This window comes from Xanthomonas sp. NCPPB 2866, from assembly GCF_041475745.2.
GTDB classification, from domain to species: Bacteria; Pseudomonadota; Gammaproteobacteria; order Xanthomonadales; family Xanthomonadaceae; genus Xanthomonas; species Xanthomonas arboricola.
Genome location: NZ_CM192975.1, coordinates 2,734,808 through 2,761,154, shown reverse-complemented (window position 1 = coordinate 2,761,154; position 26,347 = coordinate 2,734,808). Strand labels below are relative to the sequence as shown.

Sequence of the window (26,347 nt, the reverse complement as noted above, 5' to 3'; positions counted from 1 at the left end):
GCTCCCGGCGCCGCGCGTGGGTTACCCGCGGTTGCGGGCCTTGCCGGCGCTGCCGGCAGTGCCGTGCGTGCCGGTGCCCATCGGGCCGCTGCCCATGCCGCTGGCACCCGGCGGGGTCGGCGGCGTGCCGGGGCCGCCAGGACGGCCGAAGCCGGCGCCAAAATTGCGCTGGAACTCCTGCCACAACTCGAGGTTGCGCTCGGTCAGCTGGTTCATCATCGCCCACGGGGTCTGCCCGAGCAGGTTGCCCATCTGTTGGCGGAACTGCTGCTGCTGATCCAGGAACACCTGCATGCTGCGCTCCAGGTAGTTGCCCATGAAGCCCTGCAGCGAGTCGCCGTAGAAACGGATGATCTGACTCAGCAACTGGGTCGACAGCATCGGCTCGCCGTCCTGTTCACGGTCGGCAATGATCTGCAGCAAGACCGCGCGGCTGAGGTCTTCGCCGCTCTTGGCGTCGCGTACCTCGAATTCTTCGCCGTCGATGATGAGCTGACGCACATCCTCGATGGTGATGTAGCTGGAAATTTCCGTGTCGTAGAGACGGCGATTGGGATACTTCTTGATGATGCGAAGTCCGGCCATGGAACGTTCACTCACAACGATAGTGCGCGCAGGATGGCGCACCGCAGCAGCCCTTGCAACCGCCACAAGGCCTTATTTTCTTAAGTAGACACATAAAAAATGTTGCGCAGCATGATTTTCAAGGGTTTTTATGCTGCATCGCAAAGTTGCAGCAAAGCTCACCAGCCCATGTGGTGGCCGCCGTTGATATCCAGGTTGGAGCCGGTGATCCAGGCGGCCTCTTCCGCGACCAGGAATGCCACCGCATAGGCGATTTCTTCCGGCCGGCCCAGGCGGCCGGTGGGGATGTCGGCAACGATCTTGGCGCGCACCTCTTCCGGGACCGCCATCACCATGTCGGTGGCCACATACCCCGGCGACACGGTATTGACGGTCACTCCGAACGCGGCATTTTCGCGTGCCAGCGAAATGGTGAAGCCATGCATGCCGGCCTTGGCGGCCGCGTAATTGGCCTGCCCGTACTGGCCCTTCAGGCCATTGATCGAACTGATCTGGATCACCCGTCCCCAGCCGCGCTGGCGCATGCCTTCGATCACCGGGCGGGTGACGTTGAACACCGAGTTGAGATTGGTGTTGATGACGTCATGCCATTGCTCGGCAGTCATGCGATGGAAGGTGGTGTCGCGGGTGATGCCGGCGTTGTTGACCAGTATTTCGATCGGCCCCAGCGCTGCCTGGACGTCTTCGACCAGGCTGCGCGCATGTTCGGAGGACGCCACATCGCCGCGGAACAGGGCGATGTCGTAGCCCTGGGTCTGCATGCGTTGCTGCCACGCCTGGGCTTTTTCGGCATTGCGGAAGTTGCTGGCCACCCGGTGGCCCTGGTCGGCCAGGCGCTTGCAGATGGCGGTGCCGATACCGCCGGTGCCGCCGGTGACCAATACGACGCGAGATGTCATGACGACTCCAATGGACAGGTAAGACTGGGGGCGGGCGGGGCACAGGCGCGCTGCCTGGCCCGACGCCGGTGCCGGGGCGCAATTCTAGTCACGCCGGGGCTGCGATGCGCGTCCGTCCGCGTCCAGATGCAGGTGACGGGGCAAGCGCTGTGGCGAAAAATGCTGCACCGCATGCTGCAGCAAGGTGTCCAGCGCCGCCCGGCGCGGCAAGGCTGCCGGCTGCTGTCCCAGCACGGCCCAGGCGGCGTGCAGGGCCGGTTGCGGATCGGCATCGTCCAGCGCGGGCGCAGCGTGCGACTTGGACAGCTTGCGGCCGGTGTGATCCAGGATCAGCGGCAGGTGCAGGTAGCGCGGTTGCGGCAGGCCCAGTGCGCGCTGCAGCAACAACTGGCGCGGGGTGGAATCCAGCAGGTCGGCGCCGCGCACGACATCGGTGATGGCCTGCGCGGCATCGTCGACCACCACCGCCAGCTGGTACGCCCAGTAGCCATCGGCGCGGCGCAGCACCACGTCGCCGACCTCGGCATGCACGTCCTGCACCACATGGCCCTGCAGCGCGTCGTCGAAGCCGACCGGCGGCTGTGGGGGCACCCGCAGGCGCACCGCCCGGCGGACGGCCAGTGGTGCCACGCAGGCGTGGTGGATGCCGCCCATGCCGGCAAGGTCGGCCCGGCTGCAGCTGCATTCGAACGCCAGTCCCGCCTCCAGCAAGGTGGTGACGGCGGCGTCGTACTGTGTGTGGCGCTCGGATTGATACAGCACCGGCAAGTCCGAGTGCAGGCCGAAGGCGGCCAGCGTGCGCAGTTGGCGTGCGGAGGCGCCGGGTTCGGCACGCGGTGGATCGATGTCTTCGATGCGCACACACCACTGACCGCCGGCATGCCGCGCCAGCAGCCAGCTGCCGAATGCCGCCAGCAGGGAGCCGAAGTGCAGCGGGCCGGTCGGGGAGGGTGCGAAGCGGCCGCGGTAGGGGAGAGCTGGCATGATCGGCTGAATCGTCGGTCAGGTGATCGCTTGATTTCAAGCGCTGACGACCGCAGATCCGCTGCAGTCCATCCTGCTCGCGTGGAGTCGTCGCACCATGTTCAACCGCATTTTCCTGTTCCTGCTGACCAATTTTGCGGTGCTGATGCTGGCCGGCATCGTGATGTCGGTGCTGGGCGTCAATCCCGCGCAGATGAGCGGCCTGCTGGTGATGGCGGCCGTGTTCGGGTTCGGCGGCTCGTTCATCTCGTTGCTGCTGTCCAAGTTCATGGCCAAGCGCAGCACCGGCGCGCAGGTGATCAGCGAGCCGCGCACGCCAACCGAGCGCTGGCTGCTGGCGACGGTGCGGCGCCAGGCCGAGGCGGCCGGCATCGGCATGCCGGAAGTGGCGGTCTACGACGGCCCGGAGATCAATGCCTTCGCCACCGGCGCCAACCGCAACAGCGCGCTGGTGGCGGTGTCCACCGGGCTGCTGCAGAACATGAGCCAGGACGAGGCCGAGGCGGTGCTGGGCCATGAAATCGCGCATGTCGCCAATGGCGACATGGTCACCATGGCCTTGCTGCAGGGCGTGCTCAATACCTTCGTGATCGTGCTGGCGCGCGTGGTCGGCGGCGTCATCGACAGCGCCATGTCGGGCAACCGCGACGGTGGCCGCGGCTTTGCCTACTACATCATCGTGTTCGTGCTGGAGATGGTGTTTGGCCTGTTCGCGACGATGATCGCGATGTGGTTCTCGCGGCGCCGCGAATTCCGCGCCGATGCCGGTGGCGCGCAACTGGCGGGCCGCGGCAAGATGATCGCCGCGTTGGAGCGCCTGTCGCTCAACCATGGCCAGAACAGCCTGCCTTCGCAGGTGCAGGCGTTCGGCATTTCCGGCGGTGGTGGCGATGGGTTGCGCCGGCTGTTTCTGAGCCACCCGCCGCTGTCCGAGCGTATCGCCGCGCTGCGCGCCGCCAACGGTGCGGCGATGTAAGACGGTAGCGCCAACCGATGCGTGCCGTCCAACAAAAAACCCGCGTCCTGCGGGTTTTTTGTTGGCTGGAGCGCGGCGGCAGTGATGCGCTACGGCTGCAGGTCTCAGCCGAACTCGTAGTTCATCAATGGCCCGGTCGGGGCGACGAAATCGCCTTGCACATAGTCCACCCCGGCGCTGAAGAAGGTGCTCATCGACTGCGCATCGGCCACGAACTCGGCCACGGTGAGGATGCCGGCCGGTTGCGCGCGCGAGGTGATCTCGCGGATCTTCTCCTGGCTTTCGCGCGCCGAGGCCACCTCGCCGGTGATGCCGCGATCGAGCTTGAGGAAGGCCGGCTGGAAATGCGCCAGCAGCTGGAACGAGTCCAGGCCCGAGCCGAACTGTTCCAGCCCGACCTTGCAGCCCATCGCCGACACCGCCGCCAGGAACTGCTGGGCATTGCGCAGATGGGTGAACACCTTCGATTCCGGCGTCTGCAGCCACAGCCGTTCGCCCGGCACGCCGTACACGGCCAGCTGCTCGCGGATGATGTCGATCATCTGCGGATCGGAGAACGAGTTGGGCCCGATGCGTACCAGCAGGTGCGTCCTGTGTCCCGCACGTTGCCGCTCGCCGAGCTGGCGGATCGCGCGTGCCACCACCCAGCGGTCGATCTCGGTGATCAGATCGTGTTCTTCGGCGATCGCCATGAAGGCGTTCGGCGACATCATCTCGCCGTTGCGCTCCAGCCGCAGGAAGGCCTGGTACAGCTCCAGCGGCTCGCCCTGCAGGTTGAGCACCGGCTGGTAATGCAGCAGGAAGCCGTCGCCGACCAGCGCCTCGCGCAGTTGCTGCACCCAGCGCTCGATGCGTTCCTCTTCAGCCCGGTCGGCTGCTGCCGGGTCGTAGATGCTGACCGCATTGCCGCCGAGCTCGGAGGTGGTGCGGACCGCCTCGGTGCCGCGGTTGAGCACCTGGCCGATGCTGGCGATCTTCTCGCCGATCTGCACCCCGCCGATGCTCACCGTCACCGTGGCCGAACGCGCGCCGATGCTGAACACGTGCTGCGCGAAGGCGTCGCGTACCAGCTCCGCCAGTGCATGCGTGCGCGCGTAATTGCCGTCCATCAACAACGCAAAGCTGTGCTCGCCGAAACGTGCGGCGACCACGCTGTCGTCGCTCACGCTGGCCACATGTGCGGCCAGCGCGGCGATCAGCGCGTCGGCCGAATCCAGGCCGATCTCGGGCAGCAGGCGCGCGTAGTGGTCGGGCTCGATCAACAGGAAGCCGGACTGGCCTTCGCTGCGGCCGGCGCGCGCCACCGCCTGTTCCAGCGCCACCATGAAGGTGGGGCGGTTGAGCAGGCCGGTGACCTGGTCGCGCTGGCGCAGATCCTCGACCTCGCGCGCCAGCTCCGGGTCGAATTCCTCGCGACGGCGGAACACCACCTGGATGCACGGCTCGCCTTCGTAGGTCGCGGTGGCGAACTCCATCGTCGCCGGGAAGGTGTCGCCTTCGAGCCGGCGCGCGTCGACCTTGTACTGCGCCGGCGGCGGCTCGCCCTTGGACATGGCCTTGAGCAGCTGCTTGAAATCGTCGACGTACTGGGCGGCGATCATGTCCAGCAGCGACACACCTTCGACATCGTCGAACGACTCGAAGCCGAACATGTCCAGATACGCCTCGTTGGCGCGGATGTGCATGCCTTCGTGCACGTAGGCGATCGGGTCGCGCGAGGAGGCGATCAGGGCATCGCAACGCCGCTCGGTTTCGCGCATCTGTGCCTCGATGCGGCGCAGGCCACGGCGTGCCTGCAGGTCGGCCCATTCCGAGCGCACCAGCGCCAGCAGGTGTTCGGGGCGATGACGCAGCACGATGGCGCGAATGCCATGTGCCGCGGCCTCGACCAGCGCGTTTTCCTCGATCCGCTCGGCCAGCAGGATGATCGGAATATCCTTGCCGCTGCCGGCGATCTGCTGCTGCAACGCGCTCATCGGGATCTGCAGCGCCTGCCCGTGCAGGGCCAGGTCGATCTGCCCCGACAGCATGCTGGCGAGCTCTTCCGGTGTCTGTGGCCGCGACGGACGCACTGCGATGCCGCCATTGCGCAGCGCGGTCACGATCGCCTCCGCGCTTTCGACACTGTCGTCGACGATCATCAGGCGGAGGGTGAGATCTTTGCCTTTTTGCATGCGCGTTTCCCTAGCGACGGGCTTTAATACACGAAGGAACTCGGCTGCGTCCATGTCTGTGGACAAGGCCGCATCCGGGGTGAGACTCAGGCCACGTTTCCATGTGTCGAAGCCGACCTCAGGCGACGCTTCCGGCGGCATGGCCGGATGCCCATGCCCACTGAAAGTTGTAGCCGCCCAGCCAGCCGGTCACGTCCAGCACCTCGCCGACGAAGTACAGGCCGGCCACCAGGCGCGACTCCATGCTCGCACTGGAGACCTGGTTGGTATCGACACCTCCCAGCGTTACTTCAGCGGTGCGATAGCCTTCGGTTCCACTGGCGATCAGCGGGAAGCCGGCCAGCAGGTCGGCTGCTGCCTGCAGCTGCGGTGGGTCGAGCTGGCGGACCGGCTTGTCCGGCAACCACACCTCGCACAGGCGCTGGGCGAACCGCCGCGGCAGCACGTCGGCCAGCACGTTGCGCAGTTCGGTGGCGCCACGCTGATTTTTCTGGTCGCGCAGCCACGCCGCCGCATCCTGGCCGGGCAGCAGGTCCAGGCGCAGGTCGTCGCCGGGCTGCCAGTACGAGGAGATCTGCAGGATGGCCGGGCCGCTGACGCCGCGGTGGGTGACCAGCATGAAGTTGCGGAAGCTGACCCCGTTGCACTGCGCCTGGACCGGTAGCGCCAGCCCGGACAGGTCCTGCAGCCGTTCCTGGTGCTTGCCGCTCAGGGTCAGCGGCACCAGCCCGGCACGCGTCGGCAACAGCGTGTGGCCGAACTGCTGGGCCAGCGTGTAGCCGAAGCCGCTGGCGCCCATGCTCGGAATCGACAGCCCGCCGGTTGCCACGATCAGCGACTGCGCCTGCACGCGTCCCTGGCTGGTCTCCACACTGAAGCCGTCGCTGCCGCGCTGCACCGATTGCACCTTGCAGTCGGTACGCACCTGCACGCCCGCCGCCTCGCACTCGTCCAGCAGCATGCGCACGATCTGCTTGGACGAGATGTCGCAGAACAGCTGGCCCAGCTCTTTCTCGTGATAGGCGATGCCGTGGCGCTCGACCATCTCCACGAAATCCAGCGCGCTGTAGCGGGCGAGGGCGGACTTGCAGAAGTGGCGGTTGGCCGAGAGGAAGTTGCCCGGCGTGGTGCCGGTATTGGTGAAGTTGCAGCGGCCGCCACCGGACATCAGGATCTTCTTGCCGACTTTGTTGGCATGGTCGATCACCAGCACCTGACGGCCGCGCCGGCCTGCGGTGAAGGCGCTCATCAGTCCGGCCGCGCCGGCACCGATGACCAGTACATCGCAACGCATGCTCATTCGGCCGGGGCTTGCCGCACCATCGGGGTCAGGGTGACGCTGCCGTGGTCGGCCAGCATCTGCACCTCGCCGTCCTGGATGATCACGTCGAAGCGCATACCGCGCTGGATCAGCGCGCCCAGTGCTTCGGTGGCCTGCGAGTCCAGCTCGATCACGCGCAGGTTGCGCTGCCGGCTAAGCGCGTTGGCCTGCTTCTTCCACCAGGTTTCGGTGGCCTGGCCACCGTAGCCGATCACCACCGCCTCGCGCGACCGATTGCAGGCCTTGCGCACCCGGCTTTCGTCCGGCTGGCCAAGGTCGATCCACAGGTCCGGGTCGCCGGTGTAGTCGCGCCGCCACAGGTCGGGCTCGTCCTCGTTGCTGAGGCCGCGGCCGAATTCCAGGCGGTCGTCGGCAAACAGCGCGAACGCCAGCAGCCGCACCATCAGGCGCTCGTCGGTTTCGGAGGGGTGCTGGGCCAGGGTCAACGAATGGTTGGCGTAGTAGCCACGGTCCATGTCGCTGATCTGGAGTTCCGCCCTGCGGACGGTGGCGGTAAGGGCCATCAGGATGCCGGTTGCAAAGGGCACTTATGATACGCCCCCGTTGCAATGCCGGCGTGTTGCGGTCAGCGCCGCGCCATCTCGGCCAGCCAACGGTCCAACTGTGCGGCAAATGCCTGGCGGTCGCGCGGGTGCAGGGCCGCCGGCCCGCCGGTGACCACGCCGGCGCCGCGCAGTTGCTCCAGAAAGCCGCGGACCGACAGGCGCTCGTTGATGCTGTCGCGGGTAAACGGCTCGCCACGCGGGCTGACGGCGGCCGCTCCCGCCTCCAGTATGCGAGCGGCCAGCGGAATGTCCTGGGTGACGACCAGGTCGCCTGCGGCCACCCGTGCGGCAATGGCATCGTCGGCCGCGTCCGCGCCTCCAGGTACCTGCAGCGCACGCACGTGGGCCAGGCGAGGGGTGGGCAGGAAATGATTGGCGACCAGCGTCACCGCGGTGCCGGTACGTGCGGCAGCGCGGAAAAGGATGTCGCGGATGACTGCGGGGCAGGCATCGGCATCGACCCAGATATGCGGGCGGGAAGGCAGGGGAGGCGTATTCATGTGCTGAAATCGACAGGGAAAGGGCCTGACAGGTGGTCGGATTCGGCCTGACAGTAAAAAATTTGACGCAAGGTGTCGCTTTTTGCTGGGAACGCGAGTACTGTGCACGCACTGTGTTTGCAAGGGTCACCGTGAATCGTGGCCTGATGCAGCCGGATCGTTACAGATCTCGCTTCATCGTTCCGCTTTACCAACGCCTGCAACTCAGTCTCAGCTCCGGCTTTTCGGACGCTGCGATTTATCCATCTATAGTTCAGGAGTTTGTAAATGTCAGATCGTCAGAGCGGTACCGTGAAGTGGTTCAACGATGCCAAGGGCTTCGGCTTCATCACCCCGGAAAGCGGCCCGGACCTGTTCGTGCACTTCCGTGCCATCCAGGGCACCGGCTTCAAGTCGCTGCAGGAAGGCCAGAAGGTGACCTTCGTCGCCGTGCAGGGCCAGAAGGGCATGCAGGCTGACCAGGTGCAGGCGGTCTAATCCGTCTGCAACCGTAAGGTTGCCAATAACGCCGGTCGCGCAAGCGATCGGCGTTTTTTATTGGGCGCGGTTTGGTCAGTGCAATAGAGAGTGCGGGCGGTTCGACCCGCCCAGGTGAGCGCAGCGACGACACGCCAATCGGTAGCATGTGCGCTTTCCGCGTGCAGCCTCTTCCATGATCACTGTCCACCATCTCAACAATTCCCGTTCCCAGCGCGTGCTGTGGCTGCTGGAGGAACTGGCGCTGCCGTACCAGATCGTGCGGCATGAGCGCGATCCCAAGACCATGCTGGCGCCGGCGGCATTGCGTGCCATCCATCCGCTCGGCAAGTCGCCGGTGGTTGTCGACGGCGATCTGACCGTGGCCGAGTCCGGCGCGATCCTGGAGTTCCTGACAGAACGCTACGACACCGAATGCGCGCTGTCGCCACCACCGCGTCCGCTGGAGTCGCCGGAGCGCCTGAAGTTCCGTTACTGGATGCATTACGCCGAAGGCTCGGCAATGCCGCCGTTGCTGATGACGCTGATCTTCGGGCGGATTCGCAGTGCGCCGATGCCGTTCTTCGCCAAGCCGATCGCACGTGCCATCGTGGACAAGGCCATGTCGGGCTTCGTTGGTCCGCAGCTCAAACTGCATCTGGACTGGATGGAGCAGTCGCTGCAGGCAAGCGAATGGTTTGCCGGTGAGCGTTTCACTGCAGCCGACATCCAGATGAGCTTCCCGGTACAGGCCGCCGCTGCACGTGGCGGCGGGCTGGAGAGCTATCCGCGCCTGCGCGCGTTTCTCGCGCGCATCGAAGCGCGTCCGGCGTACCAGGCCGCGCTGAAGAAGGGCGGCCCATTCGAGCTGATGGGGCGCAAGCCCGCCGAGTGACGTTGCGGTATGCGCCCAGGGAAGCTACAGGTCACCGTGCTTCGACGGTGTCCTGCCAGGGTTTGGCGAATCCCCAATCCCGACTCCCCAATCCCGCACCGCACAGACCCATCAAGGCGCCCGACATTGCCGCAGGAACTGCAGCGTGTCGCGCAGCACGGGCGAGCGCTCGGGCGGTTTGCGCAGCGCCAGCACGATGCCGAGATGGCCCATGCCCGGGTAGACCTTCAACTCGGCCGTGCCGCCCTTGCGTTGCAGGGCGTGCTGCAACGAGGTGCTGTTCTGCAGCTCGACCACGCGATCGGCATCGCCATGCAGCAGCAGCATCGGCGGTTCGTCGCCGCCGACGTAGTGCACCGGCTGTGATTGCTGTTGCGCGGCCGGTGCCTCGCCGAAGATCTCGATCAGCTCCGGGTCGGTCAGCGGCAGGAAGTCGTAGGGCCCTGCCAGACCCACCACCCCGCACAGTTGCCGAGGTTGCAGGCCTTGCACCTGCAGCCAGCGTGCGTCGGTACCCAGCAGCGCGGCCATATGCGCACCTGCAGAGTGGCCCATCACCGCCAGGCGCGTCGGGTCGCCACCGTAGTCGTGCGCATGCCGATAGCTCCAGGCGGTGGCGCCGGCAGCGTCGGACATGAAGCCCTGCAGGCCGACCTGCGGATACTTGCGGTAGTCGGCCACCATCGCCACCACGCCCTGGCGCGCGAGCGCGCGTCCGACCCAGCGATAGTTGGCGCGCGTTCCGTGCTTCCAGGTGCCGCCATAGAAGAACACCACCACCGGTGCATCCACCGCGCCGCGCGGCTGGTAGACGTCCAGGGCCAGACCATGCGCCGGATCGAACACCTGGTCGCGGTGCTCGACAATGCCGTCGCGGCTGGAGGCGGCATTGATGCCGCCGAAGAACACGCTGCTGCAGGCGGTCAGTGTCAGCGAGCCGAGCAGCAGCAGGGCGGGGCGAAACCAGCGGGAAGCGCGCGAGGGCATGGGCGATGTCATGTGAGGGGCGGGGAGGAATAACGCTAAGGCTGTCGCCAGCGTGTGCAGGACGAGCCCGTTCGCCGGCGGCCAACTGCTCGAAGATACGGTACGTGCGCAACGCCGGATGCGCGGTTGCCCATGCGAAGTTCACTGTCGTTGGCCTACGCTGGCATGCATGACGACTCTGCAGTTTGACAACCGCCTGCGCCAGCAGCTGCCCGGTGATTCCGAACAAGGTCCACGCCGCCGCGAGGTACGCGCTGCATGGTCGACGGTGATGCCGACGCCGGTGGCCGCGCCGCGCCTGCTGGCGTATTCGGCCGATGTCGCCCAACGGCTGGGGCTGGATGAGGCCGAGATCAACAGCGCGCAGTTTGCCGAGGTATTCGCCGGCAATGCGCTGTACCCGGGCATGCAGCCGTGGGCGGTCAACTATGGCGGGCACCAGTTCGGACATTGGGCCGGGCAGTTGGGTGATGGCCGGGCGATCTCGCTCGGCGAGGCAATCGGGGTCGATGGCGGTCGCTACGAGTTGCAGCTCAAGGGCGCCGGCCCGACCCCTTATTCGCGCGGTGCCGATGGCCGGGCGGTACTGCGCTCGTCAATCCGCGAATTCCTGTGCAGTGAAGCGATGCATCACCTGGGCGTGCCGACCACGCGCGCGCTGAGCCTGGTCACCACCGGCGATGCGGTGGTGCGCGACATGTTCTACGACGGCCGGCCGCAGCGCGAGCCGGGCGCGATCGTATGCCGGGTGGCGCCCTCGTTCATCCGCTTCGGCAACTTCGAGTTGCCCAGTGCGCGCGGCGATCTGGCGCTGCTGCGGCAATGGGTGGACTTCACCATCGCGCGCGATTTCCCGCAGCTGCAAGGTGCTGGCGAGGCGCTGTACGCAGCCTGGTTCGCGCAGGTCTGCGAGCGCACCGCGGTGATGGTGGCGCACTGGATGCGGGTGGGCTTCGTGCATGGGGTGATGAACACCGACAACATGTCGATCCTGGGCCTGACCATCGACTACGGCCCCTACGGTTGGGTCGACGACTACGACCCGGACTGGACGCCGAACACCACCGATGCGCAGGGCCGTCGCTACCGCTTCGGCACCCAGCCCCAGGTCGCCTATTGGAACCTCGGGCGCCTGGCACAGGCGCTGGCGCCGCTGTTCGCCGACCAGGCGCAGCTGCAGCTGGGGCTGGACCGCTTCCGCGATACCTACCTGGCCTGCGACCGCCACGACACCGCCGCCAAGTTGGGTCTGGCTGACTGCCGCGACGAGGATCTGCAACTGATCGATGCGCTGCGCGCGCTGATGCACAACGCGGAAATGGACATGACGCTGACCTTCCGCAACCTGATCGCATTTGCGCCGGAGCATCCGGATCCTGAGCTGTTGCGTGAGGCGTTCTACGACCAGGACAAGCGCCTCGCGCATGCCGCGCAGCTGCAGGAATGGCTGCAGCGCTACGCTGAGCGGCTGCAGCAGGACACGCTGTCGCCGGAGGTGCGGCGCGAACGCATGCGCCAGGCCAACCCGCGCTATGTGCTGCGCAACTATCTGGCGCAGCAGGCGATCGACCTGGCCGAGCAGGGCGATCCATCCGGCGTGCAGGAGTTGCTGGAGGTCATGCGGCACCCGTACGACGAACAGCCGGGCCGCGAGGCGTTCGCTGCGCGGCGGCCGGACTGGGCGCGCGACCGCGCCGGTTGCTCGATGCTGTCCTGCAGTTCCTGACGCGCTCAGATGCAGGTATGTCGTAAACGCGGCGTCGTGAGCGCGCGCAGCCTAGAATAGGGTGGTCCCCACCGGCCTAGACGCCACCACCACCATGACTGACTGCACCCGCTGCGCCGGCACCAATTCTTCCGGACCCAACCAATGGTCCGAGCGAATCCGCGACATCGCCGATTTTCCCAAGCCGGGCATCGTCTTCAAGGACATCACGCCGCTGCTGTCCGATGGCCCGGACTTCGCCTCGGCGCTGGACGAGATGGCGCAGCCCTGGCGCACCACACCGCTGGATGCGGTGCTGGGCATCGAGGCGCGCGGTTTCATCCTGGGGTCGGCGCTGGCGCGCGAGCTGCGCACCGGCTTTGTGCCGGTGCGCAAGCCCGGCAAACTGCCCGGGCGTACGCTGGTCCAGGAATATGCGCTGGAATACGGTACCGACCGCATCGAAATGCACGAAGACGCGTTGCCACGCGGCGCGCGCGTGTTGATCGTCGACGATGTGCTTGCCACCGGCGGTACGCTGCGCGCGGCCCTGAGTCTGGCTGCACAGCTGGAGCTGGAAGTGGTCGGCGCGGCGGTGCTGGTCGAACTGCTGGCGCTGCAGGGCCGTGAGAAGTGGGCCAATGACGTGCCGTTGCTGGCTACCTTGAGCTATTGATCCAGGCATCTTGCCGATCGAGCAGCTTGCCGATCAGGTCTTCTGAAAACAGGAGTGCGCAAGCATGCGCATCCCGTTGGATCGTGCGGCAGGCGCTATCGCCGCCGCCCGAGCGGTTGGTCGGCAGGGTCGCTGCCGCGCCTTGATTACAGCTTGCTGACCCGGAACCGGCGTCCCTTGATCTTGCCTGCATGCAGATGCGCCAGCGCCTTGGCGACCTGCGCGCGGGCGATGGCGACATAGGAGCGGGTTGGGTAGATCGCGATCTTGCCGATCGCCGCGCCCGACAGTCCGGCTTCGCCGGTCAGCGCGCCGAGGATGTCGCCGGCACGCAGCTTGTCGGTCTTGCCGCCGTCGATGCGCAGCGTGGTCATGGCCGCCTGCGGCAGCTGCGCCGGGCGGGCGGTGGCCAGGGGCGCGCGCGACCACTTCAGCGGCTGGCCCTGTTCGGCTTCCAGCGCCTGCGCGCGGCCGGTCTCGCGCGGGGCCACCAGGCTGAGCGCCAATCCGCGTTTGCCGGCGCGCGCGGTGCGGCCGATGCGGTGGCGGTAGGTTTCGGTATCGGTGGGCAGCTCGTAATTGACCACTGCCGACAGGTCTTCCACGTCCAGCCCGCGTGCGGCCACATCGCTGGCCACCAGCACGTTGCAGCTGCGGTTGACGAAGCGCACCAGCACTTCGTCGCGGTCGCGCTGTTCCATGTCGCCGTGCAGGGCGAGCGCGGAGAAGCCGAACTCCTGCAGCGAGCCGGCCACCTCGTCCACTTCCTTGCGGGTATTGCAGAACACCACGCTGGATTCGGGATTGAAGCGCAGCAGCAGGCCGGCGACGGCCTTCTGCCGGTAGGTCGGGTCGACCTCGAAGAATTGCTGGTCGATTTCCGGCGCGTTGTCGGCGCCCTCGACGGTGATTTCGACCGGGTCCTTGAGGATCTCGCGCGCCAGCGTGCGGATGATGTCCGGGAAGGTGGCCGAGAACAGCAGGCTCTGGCGGTGCTTGTCGCAGCGGCTGGCGATCTCGCGGATGGGTTCTTCGAAGCCCATGTCGAGCATGCGGTCGGCCTCGTCCAGCACCAGCGTGCGCACCCCGCCCAGATGCAGGGCGCGCTTGCGGGCCAGTTCCTGGATGCGGCCGGGCGTGCCGACCACCACTTGCGGGTCGTGCGCTTCCAGCGAGGCCAGCTGCGGGCCGAGCGGCATGCCGCCGGTCAGCACCACCAGCTTCATGTTGGGGATGCCGGTGGCCAGCTTGCGCAACTGCTTGCCGACCTGATCGGCCAGTTCGCGGGTGGGGCACAGCACCAGCGCCTGCGCGCGGGTCAGCGCCGGGTCGAGCTTCTGCAGCAGGCCCAGCCCGAAGGCGGCGGTCTTGCCGCTGCCGGTCGGCGCCTGGGCGATGACGTCCAGCCCCTGCAGGATCGGCGGCAGGCTCTGTGCCTGGATGGGAGTGAGGACGGTGTAGCCAAGGGCGTCGATGCCGGGGGCCAGGGCCGGCGACAGCGGCAGCGCGGAGAATTCGTTCATGGCGCATTTTAGCCGGGATTGGGGAGTAGGGATTCGGGATTCGTCACCGCGACAGCGTGCGCTTGTGCCAATCCCGAATCCCCAATCACCAATCCCGTACAATCACGCCATGCCTTTAATCACTCTGCAAAGCGTCGACTACAGCGTCGGCGGCCCCTTGTTGCTGGAAAAAACCGACCTCACGATCGAGCCGGGCGAGCGTATCGCCCTGATCGGCCGCAACGGCGCCGGCAAATCGACCTTGATGAAACTGATTGCCGGCGAGCTCAAGCCCGACGACGGCGAAGTGCGCGTGCAACAGGGCGTGCGCATCGCGCGGCTGGAGCAGGAAGTGCCGCAGGGTACCGGCGGCAGCGTGTTCGATGTGGTGGCCGACGGCCTGGGCGAGCTGGGTCATTGGCTGGCCGAGTTCCATCAACTCAGCCATGCCGAGGTATTCGATGGCGACGCGTTCGGCAAGGTGCAGGCCAAGATCGACGCGGCCGACGGCTGGGCGCTGGATCAGCGCGTCAGCGAGACGCTGACCAAGCTGGAACTGGACGGCGATGCGGAGTTTGCGCGGTTGTCCGGCGGCATGAAGCGACGCGTGCTGCTGGCGCGCTCGCTGGTGTCCTCGCCGGATGTGCTGCTGCTGGACGAGCCGACCAACCACCTGGACATCGAAGCCATCGACTGGCTGGAGTCGTTCCTGAAGAACTGGAACGGCAGCGTGTTGTTCGTCACCCATGACCGGCGCTTCCTGCGTGCGTTGGCCACCCGCATCGTCGAGATCGATCGCGGGCAGGTCACCAGCTGGCCGGGCGACTGGGCCAATTACGAGCGGCGCCGCGAAGAGCGGCTCAATGCGCAGGCCCAGGAAAACGCGCGTTTCGACAAGATGCTGGCGCAGGAAGAAATCTGGATCCGTCAGGGCATCAAGGCGCGGCGTACCCGCGACGAAGGCCGCGTACGGCGTCTGGAATCGATGCGCAACGAACGCGTACAGCGCCGCGACCTGACCGGCAACGTGCGCATGGAAGTCTCGCAGGGCGAGTCCTCCGGCAAGAAGGTGATCGAGGCCAAGGAAGTCGGTTTCGCATTCGGCGCGCGCACGATGGTCAAGGATTTTTCGACCATCATCCAGCGCGGCGACCGCATCGGGCTGATCGGCCCCAACGGCAGCGGCAAGACCACCTTGCTGAAGTTGCTGCTGGGCGATCTGCAGGCGCAGCAGGGCGAGATCCGCATCGGCACCAATCTGCAGATCGCCTACTTCGATCAGTACCGTTCCACGCTGCGCGAGGACTGGAGCGCGATCGAGAACGTGGCCGAAGGCCGCGACTTCATCGAGATCAACGGCAAGCGCAAGCATGTGCATGCGTATCTGCAGGACTTTTTGTTCACCCCCGAGCGCGCACGTGCGCCGATCACCCGGCTGTCCGGCGGCGAGCGCAATCGGCTGCTGCTGGCCCGCCTGTTCGCGCAGCCGTCCAACCTGCTGGTGATGGACGAACCGACCAACGATCTGGACGTGGAAACGCTGGAGCTGCTGGAAGAGCTGCTGGGCGAGTACACCGGCACCTTGTTGCTGGTCAGCCATGACCGCGACTTCCTCGACAACGTGGTGACCTCCACCCTGGTGATGGAGGGCGAGGGCCTGATCGGCGATTACGTCGGCGGGTACAGCGATTCGCTGCGTCAGCGTCGCACCCCGGCGCCCAATGCGATGGCGGTTGCCAAGGCATCGGCGACGGCGGCGGCAACCACGCCGGTGGCGGCTGCGTTGCCGGCCGATGCCGCGCCCAAGCGCAAGCTCAGCTACAAGGACGCGCGTGAGCTGGAGCAATTGCCGGCCTTGATCGAAACCCTGGAGCAGCAGGTCGCGGCATTGACCGAGGCGATGAACGACCCGGCCTTCTACCAGCGCGACAGTGCGGCGATGACCGCGCATACGGCCGCATTGGGCGATGCGCAGGCTCGGCTGGATGCGGCGTTCGCGCGCTGGAGCGAGCTGGATAGTTGATGGTCGAGCCGGTGCCCGACTGCGTGCCGGCCTTGTGGATGTGTGGAGCGATAACTGGCACCACGCCTCCCACTACAGGGGGGGCAGCCGTGGGGCAGCGCGTCGCGTAAAACACGCGCTGGACACGCACCGGTGATCACCGACCACCACCACGCCGTGTTGATCGTGCTGTGTCCGGCGAGTGCGCGATGCGTCTTGCAGGCAGCGCCTAGTCGCAGGCGCTCGCAGGCGCCACGAATGCCGCAAACGTGAGCCCGCGCGCGGCCCAGGCGGTAGCCGCTTCGTCGAGGATGTCCAGCAAGGTGTCGCGGTCGTTCGGCGCAGTGCGGGCCAGCGCATCGGCGCCGTCGATCAGCAGCGCATAGCCATGCGACGCTGGCAGCCATGCCAGATCGCGCAAGGCATCGGAGAGCGCGTCCCAGTTGCGGCCGAAGCCGGCAGGGAAGTCCAGTTGGGTGGCCAGGCGCATCAGCAGCCTGTGCTTGTCGCTGCAGCTGGCCAGGTCCACGCGCAGGATGTGCAGGCCGGCATCGCGGGCAAGCGCGGCCATGGTGTCCAGATCGTCGGTCTCGGCTTGGTAGACGCCCGATTGCTGCGGGTCGGACAGGTCCAGTGCGAAGTCGCCTGCGCTCATGGCGCCTGCTCCGGAGCCGGGCCCTGGAACGATCTGAAACTCTGGTAATGATCGTCGCTGTAGTACCACGCCTGCGGCGGGGTACCGCCAGTGACGATGCGGCGCGCACCGCGATCGGGACTGCCTGGGGTTTCCACGGTGTATTCGTGGTAGTAGCCGCGCGGACGCTCGGGCAGGCGCTGCTCACGATTGCCGAACACGCTGCCGTCCTGCGGATGCGGAAATGGCCCGCCGCGCTGGATCAGCACGATCGTGGCCATGGCCTCGGTCGGCAGAAATCCCGGCAACGCTTGCTGCTGCGGTGAGCGTTCGACCGGTGCTGCGGCGGCAATCGGCGCGCTGAGCTGCGGCGCGAAGTGCGGCTTGGGTGTCTGCATCGCGCGCATGCCCCATAACCCGGCGACGAGCAGCACGATGGCGACGATCAGCAAAGCGGGCTTGCGCATGACGGTTCCGGAAACAGGGTGTTGGGACGGCAGAGCAAGTATGCCGTTGCGCGACTGTGTCGACTTTGAACGCGCCGGGCGGCGGGACGGTTCACGCCCGAGTAACCGGGGCATGGTGCAAGGTATGCAGCGAACACGACGCGGCATGCGATGGGATGAAGTTTCCCTGCCAATACCCTTGGTAAGCGCCGCCGCCGTCCTTACCATCTACCCCGCAACGCCCGGTCTTCGCCGGGCGGCAAGTCCAGGAGACACGCATGGCTTACACCCTCCCGCAGTTGCCCTACGCCTACGACGCGCTGGAACCCAACATCGATGCGCAGACGATGGAAATCCATCACACCAAGCATCACCAGACCTACATCAACAACGTCAACGCGGCGCTGGAAGGGACCGAGTACGCCGACCTGCCGGTGGAAGAGCTGGTGTCCAAGCTGAAGAGCCTGCCGGAAAACCTGCAGGGCCCGGTGCGCAACAACGGTGGTGGCCACGCCAACCATTCGCTGTTCTGGACCGTGCTGTCGCCCAATGGCGGCGGTGAGCCCAAGGGCGAGGTCGCCAAAGCGATCGACAAGGACATCGGTGGTTTCGAGAAGTTCAAGGAAGCCTTCACCAAGGCCGCCGTCAGCCGTTTCGGCTCGGGCTGGGCCTGGTTGAGCGTGACCCCGGACAAGAAGCTGGTGGTGGAAAGCACCGCCAACCAGGACAGCCCGCTGTTCGAAGGCAACACCCCGATCCTGGGTCTGGACGTGTGGGAACACGCGTACTACCTGAAATACCAGAACCGTCGTCCGGAATACATCGGCGCGTTCTACAACGCGGTGAACTGGGAAGAAGTCGAGCGCCGCTACCACGCTGCGATCGCCTGAAGTCGTGCATCAGCGCTAGGTTCCACGTAGCGCTGTGACAGCGGCACCCAACGCACAAGGCCGGGAGCGATCCCGGCCTTGTGTGTTTTGCTGCGCGCTGTTGTAGGAGCGACCCTGGTCGCGAGGGGCTTTGCCGGGAAAGCCCCGTCGCGCTCGGGCGCGCTCCTACGTTGTGCGGCGCCGATGGGCTTGGCGTCGCGCTGAAATGCACAAGGCCGGGAGCGATCCCGGCCTTGTGTGTTTTGCTGCGCGCTGTTGTAGGAGCGACCCTGGTCGCGAGGAGCTTTGCCGGGAAAGCCCCGTCGCGCTCGGGCGCGCTCCTACGGTGTGTGGCGCCGATGGGCTTTGCATCGCGCTGGAACGCACAAGGCCGGGAGCGATCCCGGCCTTGTGCGTTTTACTGCGCGCTGTTGTAGGAGCGACCCTGGTCGCGAGGGCTTTGCCGGGAAAGCCCCGTCGCGCTCTGGCGCGCTCCTACGGTGTGTGGCGCCGATGGGTTTTGCATCGAGCTGGAACGCACAAGGCCGGGAGCGATCCCGGCCTTGTGTGTTTTGCTGCGCGCTGTCGTAGGAGCGACCCTGGTCGCGAGGGGCTTTGCTGGGAAAGCCCCGTCGCGCTCGGGCGCGCTCCTGCGGTGTGCGGGCGCCGACCAGAACTTGGGGGCGGGCAGCGATCAGAACTTGGCGTCGAACTCGCGGGCGTAGCCGGTGTTGACGATGACCTTCTGCAGCGCGTCGCTGATCTTGATGTTGCCGGCCACGATCTGCTGCGTTTCCGGGCCCATGTTGTCCATGCGCGGCGGGGTGGCACCCTTGTAGTCGCAGACGCGGCCACCGGCTTCGCGCACCAGCAGCACGCCGGCCGCGATGTCCCAGGCTTTGACGCCGGCTTCGAAATACGCATCGGCGCGGCCGCAGGCCACGTAGGCCAGGTCCAGCGCGGCAGAACCGGTACGACGCACGTCCTCTGCCTGCACCAGCAACGCATCGACGCACTTCAGCTGCGCACTGGTGCGTGCGCGCTCGCGCGGCGGGAAGCCGGTGTGGACCATCGCGCCTTCCAGGTCCTTGCGTTCGGCGATACGGATGCGGCGGTCGTTGAGCACCGCGCCGGCGCCGCGGCTGGCGGTGAACAGCTCATTGCGCAGCGGGTCGAAGATCACTGCGTCGGTGGGCTCGCCGTTTTCCACCAGCGCGATCGACACGCAGTAATGCGGGAAGCCGCGCAGATAGTTGCTGGTGCCGTCCAGCGGGTCGATGACCCAGGTGTAGCGGCCACTCTTGCCACCTTGCACGCCGCCTTCTTCGCCGAACACGGCGTACTCGGGGTAGCCGCGTTTGAGTTCCTTGATGATGACCTTCTCGGCATCGGCATCGACTTCGCTGGCGTAGTCCATGCGGCCTTTCTGCACCACGTTGAGCGCATCGAGCTTGTTGATACCGCGCAACAGCACATTGCCGGCGAGGCGGGCGGCTTTGACCATGACGGTGACGGCGGGTTTCTGCATGGTTAAAGCTCCCGTGAAGGCAGAATCGAAAATGGCGAAGGTAAAAGAGCGGTCCGGCACCAAAGCCGGCCGCGCAGTTTACCATCTACGACCGAATCGCTCCCCAATCTCCGTTCATGTCCGTCAGCCAGCGCATCCGTTTCGTTCTTGTCGGCACCCAGCATCCAGGCAACATCGGCGCCGCCGCGCGCGCGATGAAGACGATGGGCGTGTCGCGCCTGGTGCTGGTGGCGCCGGAGCGTGCGCTCGACGAAGACGCCTACCGGCGTTCGGCCGGTGCCGAGGACGTGCTCGGCGAGGCGCCGATCTTCGCCACCCTGGCCGAGGCGGTGGCCGATTGCACCCTGGTGATCGGCTGCACCGCGCGTGCGCGCCGGGTCGCGCTGGAAGAGCTGCCGCCGGACGAGGGCGCGCGCCGTGCCTGGGCCAAGGCAGGCGAACCGGCCGAGGTGGCGATCGTGTTCGGTCGCGAGCGTACCGGCCTGACCAACGACGAGCTGCAGCTCTGCCATGCGGCGCTGCATATCCCCTCCGACCCGGCGTTCAGCTCGCTCAACCTGGCGGCGGCGGTACAGGTCGTGGCGTACGAGGTGCGGCTGGCGCAGCTGGCGGCTGGCGAAGCGGAGGCTGCGCCCGCCACGGCGGCCGGCGCGCTGCGCGAGGGCCCGGCCAGCCATGCCCAGCTGGAAGGCATGTTCGGCCAGTTGGGCCAGACCCTGGACGAGATCGACTTCCACAAGGGGCGCGCGCCGGAATCGGCGATGCGCAAGCTGCGGCGGCTGTTGTTGCGCGCGGACATGAGCGAGCAGGAAGTGCGTCTGCTGCGCGGCATTCTGTCCGATGCGCAGCGCATGGCCATGCTGGCAAAGCGCAACGGAAACTGACGTCTGTCACATCTGGAAAGATTCGGCTAGGCTGTCGGCGGCTCTAGGGGAGTGTCCGTTTTGCGCGGTCTACGATGGTGTCTGATTGCCTGCGGGCTGTTGGCCGGGGCAGGCTTTGCCGCGACGGCGACAGCGGCGCCTTCCCCGGTATTGGTGCTTGGACGGATCAGCGACGATCCCGCCACCCATTACGCGCAACTCAAGCCCCTGCTGGATTACGTGGTGCCGCGCATGCGCGAGGTCGGGATCCGCCGTGGCGAAATCCTGATGGCGCCGGATGCGCGGCAGATGTCCAGTTACCTGCGGCGTGGCCGCGTCGACTGGGTCAGCGAAACCACCGGTGCGGCAATGCTGCTGGAACAGCGCGGCAGTGCGCACCCGCTGGTGATGACCGAGCGCGGCGGCCTGCGCGAGTTCCACACGGTGTTCTTCGTCCGCCGCGACAGCCCGATCCAGTCGCTCAAGCAGTTGCGCGGGCACACCCTGGCGTTGCAGAACGCCTCCTCCACCAGCGGCTACCTGCTGCCGATGCTGGAGCTGGTGCGCAACGGCATCGCCTGCGATGTGCTGCTGTCGCCGGACGACAGCCAGGTACCGGGCTCGGTGGGTTACCTGATGGTCGGGTCGAAACTGAATATCTCCGCCTTCGTGCATCAGCACCTGATCGATGCGGGCGCTTTCAGCAACGCCGACTGGGATGACGAACGCCACCTGCCGCAGGTGTTCAAGCGTGATTTCCGTATCGTCCATCGCAGTGCGCCGGTGCCGCGCGCGGTGGAGATGGTGCGCACCGGCATGGATCCGGCGGTGGAACGGCGGCTGCGCGTGGTGCTGCTGCAGGCGGCCTCCGACCCCAAGGCCGGGCCGGCCCTGAAGCACTTCTTCGGCACCACCGCCTTCCACCCGCTGGATGCTGCCAGCCGCCGGCGCCTGGATGCGCTGAGCGCTGGCTTGCACCGTGTCAGGGACCAAGTGGAATGACTCAGGTGCGCTTCGGGTTGCAGGCACGCTTCTTGTTGGTGATGGCGCTGACGCTGCTGCTGGTCGGTGCGATCCTGGCGTCGCTGCTGCAGCGCCAGAGCGCGATGCAACGCGAGGTGCGCGGGCTCAGCGCGCAGATCCTGCACGAGCTGTTCGATCGCAGCCTGCGCACGCGTGGCGAGACCCTGGCCACCGAACTGGCGAACGGCCTGGCCAATCCGTTGTACTACTCCGACCTGGGCACGGTGGGTGCGCTGGTGCGCAACGCCTCGCGGCAGCAGGTGGTGAGCTACGTGCTGGTGTTCGATCGACGCGGCCGGCTGGTGCACGATGGCTCGCCCGATCTGCAGCATTACGGCCAGCCCATGACCGACCCGCTCGCGGCCAGGGCGGTGACCGCGCGCGCCATGCTGTCGCAGTCCTCGCCGGAAGTGCTGGACGTGACGATGCCGATCAAGATCGGCGACCAGCGCATCGGCGGGGTGCGGGTGGGCATGTCGCGCGAGCGGGTGCGCAGGGTCGAATCCGGCGCCAACCTGACCCTGGTGCAGAACCTCAACGCGATCGGCAAGCGCGATCTGGGCTGGCTGCTGGTGCTGCTGGCCGCGCTGGTGGCGCTGGGGGTGCTGTTGGCCATCTACGTGCAGCGTACTCTGGTGGCACCGGTGCGGCTGCTGGCGGCTGCCGCGCGCCAGATCGAGCGTGGCGACTATGCGGTGCAGCTGCCGCCGCATCCGCGCAACGACGAGATCGGCGAGTTGATTTCCGCCTTCGGCCGCATGAGCGAGAGCATCGCCCGGCACGATCGCGAGGTGCGCCACATGGCCTACACCGACGCGCTGACCGGGCTGACCAACCGGCTGGGGTTCCGCGAGGGCCTGGACCATCTGCTCAACACCGCCCGCAGCACCGACAGCAAGCTGGCGCTGCTGTTCGCCGATATCGACGACTTCAAGCGCGTCAACGACACGCTGGGGCACGAAGCCGGCGACGAGGCGCTGCTGCAGTTCGCCAGCCGCATCAGCCGCGCGGTCGGTGCGTTGGGCGGCGACGACGCGATCCTGGCGCGCTTTGGCGGCGACGAGTTCGTGATCCTGCTGCAGAACGGCGATGTCAGCCTGCTTGCCGCCCAGCTGGCGGACCGGCTGGTGCACGAATTGAGCCGCCCCTTGAACGTGCAGGGCCGGGAGGTGTTCCTGGGCACCTCGATCGGCATCACGCTGTTCCCGGACGATGCCAGCAATGCCACCGCGTTGCTGAAGAACGGCGACATCGCGATGTACCAGGCCAAGGTCGCCGGCAAGAACTGCCATCGCTTCTACAGCCGCGCCGCCGATCATGCGGTGGAGCGGCGCGTGCACATGGAGCACGAGCTGCGCGGGGCCTGGGAGCGCGACGAGCTGCGGCTGGTCTATCAGCCGATCTACCGCACCAGCGACCGGGTGCTGGTGGGGGTGGAAGTGCTGTTGCGCTGGCAGCACCCGGCGCTGGGCACGATTGCGCCGTCCACCTTTATCGACATCGCCGAGCAGAGCGGCCTGATCGAGGTGATCGGCCCCAAGGTGCTGCGCGCGGCCTGTCTGGAAGCTGCGCAATGGCCGGTGGTGGGCGAGGGCTTGTTCATCTCGGTCAACGTCTCGCCGCGTCAGCTGCGCAGTGGCGACCTGATCGACACCGTGGCCGAGTGCCTGGCCGAGTCCGGCCTGCCGGCCGCGCGGTTGCACCTGGAGCTGACCGAAACGGCGGTGATCGGCGACGAAATGATGGCCGCCAGCCTGCTCGATCAATTGCACCGCACCGGCGTGAAGGTGTGGCTGGACGACTTCGGCACCGGTTTCTCCGGCTTGAGCCATCTGCGCCAGGTGCCGGTGGACGGGGTCAAGATCGACAAGAGTTTCATCGCCGACCTGCAGCGCGACCCGGACGATCTGGCGCTGACCACAGCCATCATCGGCATGGCGCATTCGCTGGGCATCACGGTGGTGGCCGAGGGGATCGAGCAGGAAGCGCAGTTCAATCTGCTGCGCGAGCGTGGCTGCGACCTGGGCCAGGGCTACTGGTTCAGCCGCCCGCTGAGCCCGGCCGACATGGTCAAGCTGATCGCCGCGGGCTGATCAGCGTAGGAGCGCACGCGGGCGCGACGGGTGTTACCGGTCATGCTTCGTCGCGCCCGGGTGCGCTCCTACGATCCGGTGTGTTCGAGCTGGTGGTTACAGCGGCCGTTTGCCGGTGTCGCCGGGAATTTCGCGCACCAGGCGCGGCACCAGGTAGCCGGACAGGCGCGTGGCCAGCTCGGTGTGCAGGGCGCGCGCGCGCGCATCGTCCACTTCGAAATGCGCCACGCCGGCCACCCGGTCGAGCTGGTGCAGGTAATACGGCAGCACGCCGGCGGCGAAGCTGCGTTCGCTCAGGGCCGCCAGCGCGTCCACGCTGTCGTTGACGCCGCGTAGCAGCACGGCCTGGTTGAGCAACTGCGCGCCGGCCTCGCGCAGGGCGCGCATGGCATCGTCCACGGCGGTATCGAATTCGTTGGCGTGGTTGGCATGCACCACGAAGGCCACCGGCCACGGCAGGCTGCGCAGCCAGGCCAGCAGCGGCGCGTCGACACGCTCGGGCAGCACGATCGGCAGCCGGCTGTGGATGCGCAGGCGCTTGATGTGGCCGATGGCAGCCAGCGCATCGGTGAGTTCGGCCAGCTTGCCGGTGGCCAGCGACAGTGGGTCGCCGCCGGACAGCAGCACTTCGTCGATGCCGGGGTCGGCCGCGATCGTGGCGACCGCGTCGCGCCATCCGTCGCGCGCGGCGGTTTCCTCGGCATACGGGAAGTGGCGGCGGAAGCAGTAGCGGCAGTGCACCGCGCAGCTGCCGGTGGCGATCAGCAGCGCGCGGCCGCGATATTTCTGGATCACCCCGTCGGCGGTCTTGGCGGCGCCATCGCCGACCGCGTCCAGGCCGAAGCCGGGTACCGGCCGCATTTCATCGTCCAGCGGCAGCACCTGGCGCAGCAGCGGGTCGTGCAGGTCGCCACGACGCATGCGCGCCACGAATGCCTGCGGCACCCGCAGCGGGAACTGCGCGGCGGCCGCGTCGCTGATCCCGGCCGCCTGCGCCTCCAGGCCCAGCAGCGCCAGCAGCGCGCGCGGGTCGCGCACGGCGTCGCGCCACTGCTGCTGCCAGCGCGGCGGTTGCAGGGTGGGCGGCGGAGATGGCTGCAAGGCGAGGGGGGCTGCGGGTATCATGTGCGGTCACAAAACCAATGCCCGCCGGTTGCGGCGGGCGCCCCATTCTAATCCGACCTGCCACGGCCTGTGGCAGGTCGTGGTCTTATCGAGGAGCTGCACCATGGCCACTGTTGGCATGAACGACGTCAAGAACGGCATGAAGATCCTGGTCAACAACGAGCCGGCGGTCATCACCGAGACCGAATACGTCAAGCCGGGCAAGGGCCAGGCCTTCACCCGCATGAAGTACCGCTTCATCAAGTCCGGCCGCGTGGTCGAAATGACCATGAAGGCGACCGACGACGTGGAAGTGGCCGACGTGGTCGATACCGACATGCGCTACCTGTACAGCGATGGCGAGTACTGGCACTTCATGGACCCGGAAACCTTCGAGCAGGTGCAGACCGACAAGGCCGGCATGGGCGGCGCCGACAAGTGGCTCAAGGGCGAGGAAGACTGCATCGTGACGCTGTGGAACGGCACGCCGATCTGGGTGCAGCCGCCGAACTTCGTCGAGCTGAAGATCACCGAGACCGACCCGGGCGTGCGTGGCGATACCTCCGGCGGCGGCGGCAAGCCGGCGACGCTGGAAACCGGCGCGGTGGTGCGTGTGCCGCTGTTCGTCAACCAGGACGAAATCATCAAGGTCGACACCCGCTCGGGCGAATACTCGGCGCGCGTCAAGTAAGACGATGCGTCCGGGACACTGGCCTGATCGAGCGGGACGCAGTGCCAGTGTCGTGTTGGGGCTGTGGGGTGCGCTGCTCGCGTGCCCGGCGTTTGCGCAATCGGCTGCCGCAACCTGCGATGCCGATGACGTGGCCGCCGTTGCGGCCATTGCAACGTCCGGCGTCGTGGGCGGCGCTGCCGCTACGGTGCCGGCCGACCGTCTGGTGGCCCAGAGCTGTAAGCCGTGGCCGAACGATGCGGCAATCCGGCTGGCGGCAATCGCATTTGCCGGCGACGCGGAGAGCGTGCCTGGCGAGCGCGACCTCGAGTTGCGCGTGGCCATGCTCGATGCCGTCAGCGGCAAGGTGCTGGCGTTCTACGCGCAGGCACTGGGCGAGGACGCGGCCTTTGAACTGGCTGCCGACAGCCTGCGCCTGGACACCGCGCGCTACGACCTGGCCAAGGGCGTGCGTGCGATCGGCGTGGTGGTGCACAGCGCCGCACGCGGGCCCAGCTGCCCGGATTTTTACAGCAATCAGGCATTGACCCTGCTGGTGCGCGAGGGGCGCAGCCTGCGCCCGGTGCTGCAACGCGATCTCTATGCGTGGCAACGTGTGAAAGGCGAGCCGTGCAGTCTGGGCAAGGACGATGTGATCACCGAAGTGGCCAATCTGAGCGTGAGCATGGCGCCGCAGGTACACGCCGGCTACGCGGACATCGTTCTGACAGCCAACGTGGCTACCGTGGAGAGCGCCGCTGGCAGCGACACCGATACCGAACACACCCGTCGCGCGCGCCAGGTGCTGCGCTACGACGGCCAGCGCTATGTGCCTGTGGCCGGTGGCGATCCCAGCTGGCCGTTCGACAACTAACCTTTTATGGATCCG

At 66.9% G+C, this 26,347-nt stretch carries 25 protein-coding genes; 12 read left to right on the top strand and 13 right to left on the bottom strand.

Annotated features, from left to right (window positions below; genetic code table 11):
* Positions 1-21 precede the first annotated feature (21 nt).
* From phaR to gluQRS, 3 genes are all read right to left on the bottom strand, one after another.
* On the bottom strand, positions 22-585 hold the full coding sequence (gene phaR, locus ACCQ04_RS11875) for a polyhydroxyalkanoate synthesis repressor PhaR (RefSeq protein ID WP_024939296.1): 564 nt from the start codon (positions 583-585) through the stop codon (positions 22-24).
* Between the two features lie 158 nt (positions 586-743).
* Complete coding sequence (locus tag ACCQ04_RS11870) at positions 744-1,484, bottom strand: beta-ketoacyl-ACP reductase (protein WP_024939297.1); 741 nt, start codon at positions 1,482-1,484, stop codon at positions 744-746.
* 84 nt (positions 1,485-1,568) lie between these two features.
* Positions 1,569-2,468, bottom strand: coding sequence for a tRNA glutamyl-Q(34) synthetase GluQRS (gluQRS, locus tag ACCQ04_RS11865; protein WP_226427682.1), 900 nt, complete (start codon positions 2,466-2,468; stop codon positions 1,569-1,571).
* A 97-nt stretch (positions 2,469-2,565) separates the two neighbouring features.
* Between gluQRS and htpX the strand changes: the two genes are divergently transcribed.
* Positions 2,566-3,444, top strand: a complete 879-nt coding sequence (gene htpX, locus ACCQ04_RS11860) for a protease HtpX (protein WP_226427683.1) — start codon at positions 2,566-2,568, stop codon at positions 3,442-3,444.
* A 104-nt stretch (positions 3,445-3,548) separates the two neighbouring features.
* On the opposite strand, the gene ACCQ04_RS11855 is transcribed toward htpX, so the two are convergent.
* The 4 genes from ACCQ04_RS11855 to ACCQ04_RS11840 form a co-directional block, all read right to left on the bottom strand.
* Positions 3,549-5,618: a GGDEF/EAL domain-containing response regulator gene (locus ACCQ04_RS11855; protein WP_226427684.1), complete on the bottom strand. Its 2,070-nt coding sequence runs from the start codon at positions 5,616-5,618 to the stop codon at positions 3,549-3,551.
* A gap of 118 nt (positions 5,619-5,736) precedes the next feature.
* The gene (locus ACCQ04_RS11850; protein WP_226427685.1) at positions 5,737-6,918 is read right to left on the bottom strand and encodes a BaiN/RdsA family NAD(P)/FAD-dependent oxidoreductase; all 1,182 of its coding nucleotides are present in this window, start codon (positions 6,916-6,918) and stop codon (positions 5,737-5,739) included.
* Positions 6,915-7,463, bottom strand: coding sequence for a YaeQ family protein (locus tag ACCQ04_RS11845; RefSeq protein ID WP_024939301.1), 549 nt, complete (start codon positions 7,461-7,463; stop codon positions 6,915-6,917). The genes ACCQ04_RS11850 and ACCQ04_RS11845 overlap by 4 nt, the downstream gene beginning before the upstream one ends.
* Positions 7,464-7,525: 62 nt before the next feature.
* The gene (locus ACCQ04_RS11840) at positions 7,526-8,005 is read right to left on the bottom strand and encodes a YaiI/YqxD family protein (protein ID WP_226427686.1); all 480 of its coding nucleotides are present in this window, start codon (positions 8,003-8,005) and stop codon (positions 7,526-7,528) included.
* A gap of 267 nt (positions 8,006-8,272) precedes the next feature.
* Here ACCQ04_RS11840 and ACCQ04_RS11835 point away from each other — a divergent pair, with 267 nt between their 5' ends.
* On the top strand, positions 8,273-8,482 hold the full coding sequence (locus ACCQ04_RS11835; RefSeq protein WP_006451993.1) for a cold-shock protein: 210 nt from the start codon (positions 8,273-8,275) through the stop codon (positions 8,480-8,482).
* 175 nt (positions 8,483-8,657) lie between these two features.
* The gene (locus tag ACCQ04_RS11830; protein WP_047125232.1) at positions 8,658-9,356 is read left to right on the top strand and encodes a glutathione S-transferase; all 699 of its coding nucleotides are present in this window, start codon (positions 8,658-8,660) and stop codon (positions 9,354-9,356) included.
* Positions 9,357-9,467: 111 nt separating this feature from the next.
* Here the strand turns inward: ACCQ04_RS11830 and ACCQ04_RS11825 are convergent, their stop codons facing one another.
* On the bottom strand, positions 9,468-10,343 hold the full coding sequence (locus tag ACCQ04_RS11825; protein WP_226427740.1) for an alpha/beta hydrolase: 876 nt from the start codon (positions 10,341-10,343) through the stop codon (positions 9,468-9,470).
* A 169-nt stretch (positions 10,344-10,512) separates the two neighbouring features.
* On the opposite strand from ACCQ04_RS11825, the gene ACCQ04_RS11820 reads away from it, so the two are divergent.
* Both ACCQ04_RS11820 and ACCQ04_RS11815 read left to right on the top strand, forming a co-directional pair.
* Positions 10,513-12,069: a protein adenylyltransferase SelO gene (locus ACCQ04_RS11820; RefSeq protein WP_226427687.1), complete on the top strand. Its 1,557-nt coding sequence runs from the start codon at positions 10,513-10,515 to the stop codon at positions 12,067-12,069.
* A 94-nt stretch (positions 12,070-12,163) separates the two neighbouring features.
* On the top strand, positions 12,164-12,724 hold the full coding sequence (locus ACCQ04_RS11815) for an adenine phosphoribosyltransferase (protein WP_024939306.1): 561 nt from the start codon (positions 12,164-12,166) through the stop codon (positions 12,722-12,724).
* A 146-nt stretch (positions 12,725-12,870) separates the two neighbouring features.
* Here ACCQ04_RS11815 and dbpA read toward each other — a convergent pair whose 3' ends face one another.
* Positions 12,871-14,247, bottom strand: a complete 1,377-nt coding sequence (gene dbpA / locus ACCQ04_RS11810) for an ATP-dependent RNA helicase DbpA (protein ID WP_053045141.1) — start codon at positions 14,245-14,247, stop codon at positions 12,871-12,873.
* 109 nt (positions 14,248-14,356) lie between these two features.
* On the opposite strand from dbpA, the gene ACCQ04_RS11805 reads away from it, so the two are divergent.
* Positions 14,357-16,249, top strand: a complete 1,893-nt coding sequence (locus ACCQ04_RS11805; RefSeq protein ID WP_154832147.1) for an ATP-binding cassette domain-containing protein — start codon at positions 14,357-14,359, stop codon at positions 16,247-16,249.
* 208 nt (positions 16,250-16,457) lie between these two features.
* Here the strand turns inward: ACCQ04_RS11805 and ACCQ04_RS11800 are convergent, their stop codons facing one another.
* Positions 16,458-16,883 carry a barstar family protein gene (locus ACCQ04_RS11800; RefSeq protein WP_024940420.1) on the bottom strand — a complete coding sequence of 142 codons (426 nt, stop codon included), beginning with the start codon at positions 16,881-16,883 and terminating at the stop codon, positions 16,458-16,460.
* The gene (locus tag ACCQ04_RS11795; RefSeq protein WP_016904848.1) at positions 16,880-17,329 is read right to left on the bottom strand and encodes a guanyl-specific ribonuclease; all 450 of its coding nucleotides are present in this window, start codon (positions 17,327-17,329) and stop codon (positions 16,880-16,882) included. The genes ACCQ04_RS11800 and ACCQ04_RS11795 overlap by 4 nt, the downstream gene beginning before the upstream one ends.
* 257 nt (positions 17,330-17,586) lie before the next feature.
* On the opposite strand from ACCQ04_RS11795, the gene ACCQ04_RS11790 reads away from it, so the two are divergent.
* The gene (locus tag ACCQ04_RS11790; RefSeq protein ID WP_016904847.1) at positions 17,587-18,198 is read left to right on the top strand and encodes a superoxide dismutase; all 612 of its coding nucleotides are present in this window, start codon (positions 17,587-17,589) and stop codon (positions 18,196-18,198) included.
* Positions 18,199-18,871: 673 nt separating this feature from the next.
* Here ACCQ04_RS11790 and ACCQ04_RS11785 read toward each other — a convergent pair.
* Positions 18,872-19,705, bottom strand: coding sequence for an inositol monophosphatase family protein (locus ACCQ04_RS11785; protein ID WP_039521909.1), 834 nt, complete (start codon positions 19,703-19,705; stop codon positions 18,872-18,874).
* Between the two features lie 116 nt (positions 19,706-19,821).
* Between ACCQ04_RS11785 and ACCQ04_RS11780 the strand changes: the two genes are divergently transcribed.
* From ACCQ04_RS11780 to ACCQ04_RS11770, 3 genes are read left to right on the top strand one after another with little or no spacing between them, the layout of a single operon-like run.
* A complete protein-coding gene (locus ACCQ04_RS11780; RefSeq protein WP_047128833.1) occupies positions 19,822-20,589 on the top strand; it encodes an RNA methyltransferase in 768 nt (255 codons plus the stop codon).
* Positions 20,590-20,640: 51 nt separating this feature from the next.
* Positions 20,641-21,570 carry a phosphate/phosphite/phosphonate ABC transporter substrate-binding protein gene (locus ACCQ04_RS11775; protein WP_226427688.1) on the top strand — a complete coding sequence of 310 codons (930 nt, stop codon included), beginning with the start codon at positions 20,641-20,643 and terminating at the stop codon, positions 21,568-21,570.
* The gene (locus tag ACCQ04_RS11770; protein ID WP_024940418.1) at positions 21,567-23,684 is read left to right on the top strand and encodes a putative bifunctional diguanylate cyclase/phosphodiesterase; all 2,118 of its coding nucleotides are present in this window, start codon (positions 21,567-21,569) and stop codon (positions 23,682-23,684) included. The genes ACCQ04_RS11775 and ACCQ04_RS11770 overlap by 4 nt, the downstream gene beginning before the upstream one ends.
* 96 nt (positions 23,685-23,780) lie before the next feature.
* Here ACCQ04_RS11770 and epmB read toward each other — a convergent pair whose 3' ends face one another.
* Positions 23,781-24,809 (bottom strand): EF-P beta-lysylation protein EpmB, encoded by a 1,029-nt coding sequence (epmB, locus tag ACCQ04_RS11765; RefSeq protein WP_039813667.1) that lies wholly within the window; start codon positions 24,807-24,809, stop codon positions 23,781-23,783.
* Between the two features lie 103 nt (positions 24,810-24,912).
* Here epmB and efp point away from each other — a divergent pair, with 103 nt between their 5' ends.
* Together efp and ACCQ04_RS11755 are read left to right on the top strand one after the other, a co-directional pair.
* Complete coding sequence (gene efp / locus ACCQ04_RS11760; protein ID WP_007962665.1) at positions 24,913-25,479, top strand: elongation factor P; 567 nt, start codon at positions 24,913-24,915, stop codon at positions 25,477-25,479.
* A 52-nt stretch (positions 25,480-25,531) separates the two neighbouring features.
* The gene (locus ACCQ04_RS11755; RefSeq protein ID WP_506191507.1) at positions 25,532-26,332 is read left to right on the top strand and encodes a PA3715 family protein; all 801 of its coding nucleotides are present in this window, start codon (positions 25,532-25,534) and stop codon (positions 26,330-26,332) included.
* The last annotated feature ends 15 nt before the right edge of the window (positions 26,333-26,347 follow it).

Coding starts and splice junctions, on each gene's coding strand:
- phaR (WP_024939296.1), bottom strand. CDS start 585: ATGGCCGGACTTCGCATCATCAAGAAGTATCCCAATCGCCGTCTCTAC.
- ACCQ04_RS11870 (WP_024939297.1), bottom strand. CDS start 1,484: ATGACATCTCGCGTCGTATTGGTCACCGGCGGCACCGGCGGTATCGGC.
- gluQRS (WP_226427682.1), bottom strand. CDS start 2,468: ATGCCAGCTCTCCCCTACCGCGGCCGCTTCGCACCCTCCCCGACCGGC.
- htpX (WP_226427683.1), top strand. CDS start 2,566: ATGTTCAACCGCATTTTCCTGTTCCTGCTGACCAATTTTGCGGTGCTG.
- ACCQ04_RS11855 (WP_226427684.1), bottom strand. CDS start 5,618: ATGCAAAAAGGCAAAGATCTCACCCTCCGCCTGATGATCGTCGACGAC.
- ACCQ04_RS11850 (WP_226427685.1), bottom strand. CDS start 6,918: ATGAGCATGCGTTGCGATGTACTGGTCATCGGTGCCGGCGCGGCCGGA.
- ACCQ04_RS11845 (WP_024939301.1), bottom strand. CDS start 7,463: ATGGCCCTTACCGCCACCGTCCGCAGGGCGGAACTCCAGATCAGCGAC.
- ACCQ04_RS11840 (WP_226427686.1), bottom strand. CDS start 8,005: ATGAATACGCCTCCCCTGCCTTCCCGCCCGCATATCTGGGTCGATGCC.
- ACCQ04_RS11835 (WP_006451993.1), top strand. CDS start 8,273: ATGTCAGATCGTCAGAGCGGTACCGTGAAGTGGTTCAACGATGCCAAG.
- ACCQ04_RS11830 (WP_047125232.1), top strand. CDS start 8,658: ATGATCACTGTCCACCATCTCAACAATTCCCGTTCCCAGCGCGTGCTG.
- ACCQ04_RS11825 (WP_226427740.1), bottom strand. CDS start 10,343: ATGCCCTCGCGCGCTTCCCGCTGGTTTCGCCCCGCCCTGCTGCTGCTC.
- ACCQ04_RS11820 (WP_226427687.1), top strand. CDS start 10,513: ATGACGACTCTGCAGTTTGACAACCGCCTGCGCCAGCAGCTGCCCGGT.
- ACCQ04_RS11815 (WP_024939306.1), top strand. CDS start 12,164: ATGACTGACTGCACCCGCTGCGCCGGCACCAATTCTTCCGGACCCAAC.
- dbpA (WP_053045141.1), bottom strand. CDS start 14,247: ATGAACGAATTCTCCGCGCTGCCGCTGTCGCCGGCCCTGGCCCCCGGC.
- ACCQ04_RS11805 (WP_154832147.1), top strand. CDS start 14,357: ATGCCTTTAATCACTCTGCAAAGCGTCGACTACAGCGTCGGCGGCCCC.
- ACCQ04_RS11800 (WP_024940420.1), bottom strand. CDS start 16,883: ATGAGCGCAGGCGACTTCGCACTGGACCTGTCCGACCCGCAGCAATCG.
- ACCQ04_RS11795 (WP_016904848.1), bottom strand. CDS start 17,329: ATGCGCAAGCCCGCTTTGCTGATCGTCGCCATCGTGCTGCTCGTCGCC.
- ACCQ04_RS11790 (WP_016904847.1), top strand. CDS start 17,587: ATGGCTTACACCCTCCCGCAGTTGCCCTACGCCTACGACGCGCTGGAA.
- ACCQ04_RS11785 (WP_039521909.1), bottom strand. CDS start 19,705: ATGCAGAAACCCGCCGTCACCGTCATGGTCAAAGCCGCCCGCCTCGCC.
- ACCQ04_RS11780 (WP_047128833.1), top strand. CDS start 19,822: ATGTCCGTCAGCCAGCGCATCCGTTTCGTTCTTGTCGGCACCCAGCAT.
- ACCQ04_RS11770 (WP_024940418.1), top strand. CDS start 21,567: ATGACTCAGGTGCGCTTCGGGTTGCAGGCACGCTTCTTGTTGGTGATG.
- epmB (WP_039813667.1), bottom strand. CDS start 24,809: ATGATACCCGCAGCCCCCCTCGCCTTGCAGCCATCTCCGCCGCCCACC.
- efp (WP_007962665.1), top strand. CDS start 24,913: ATGGCCACTGTTGGCATGAACGACGTCAAGAACGGCATGAAGATCCTG.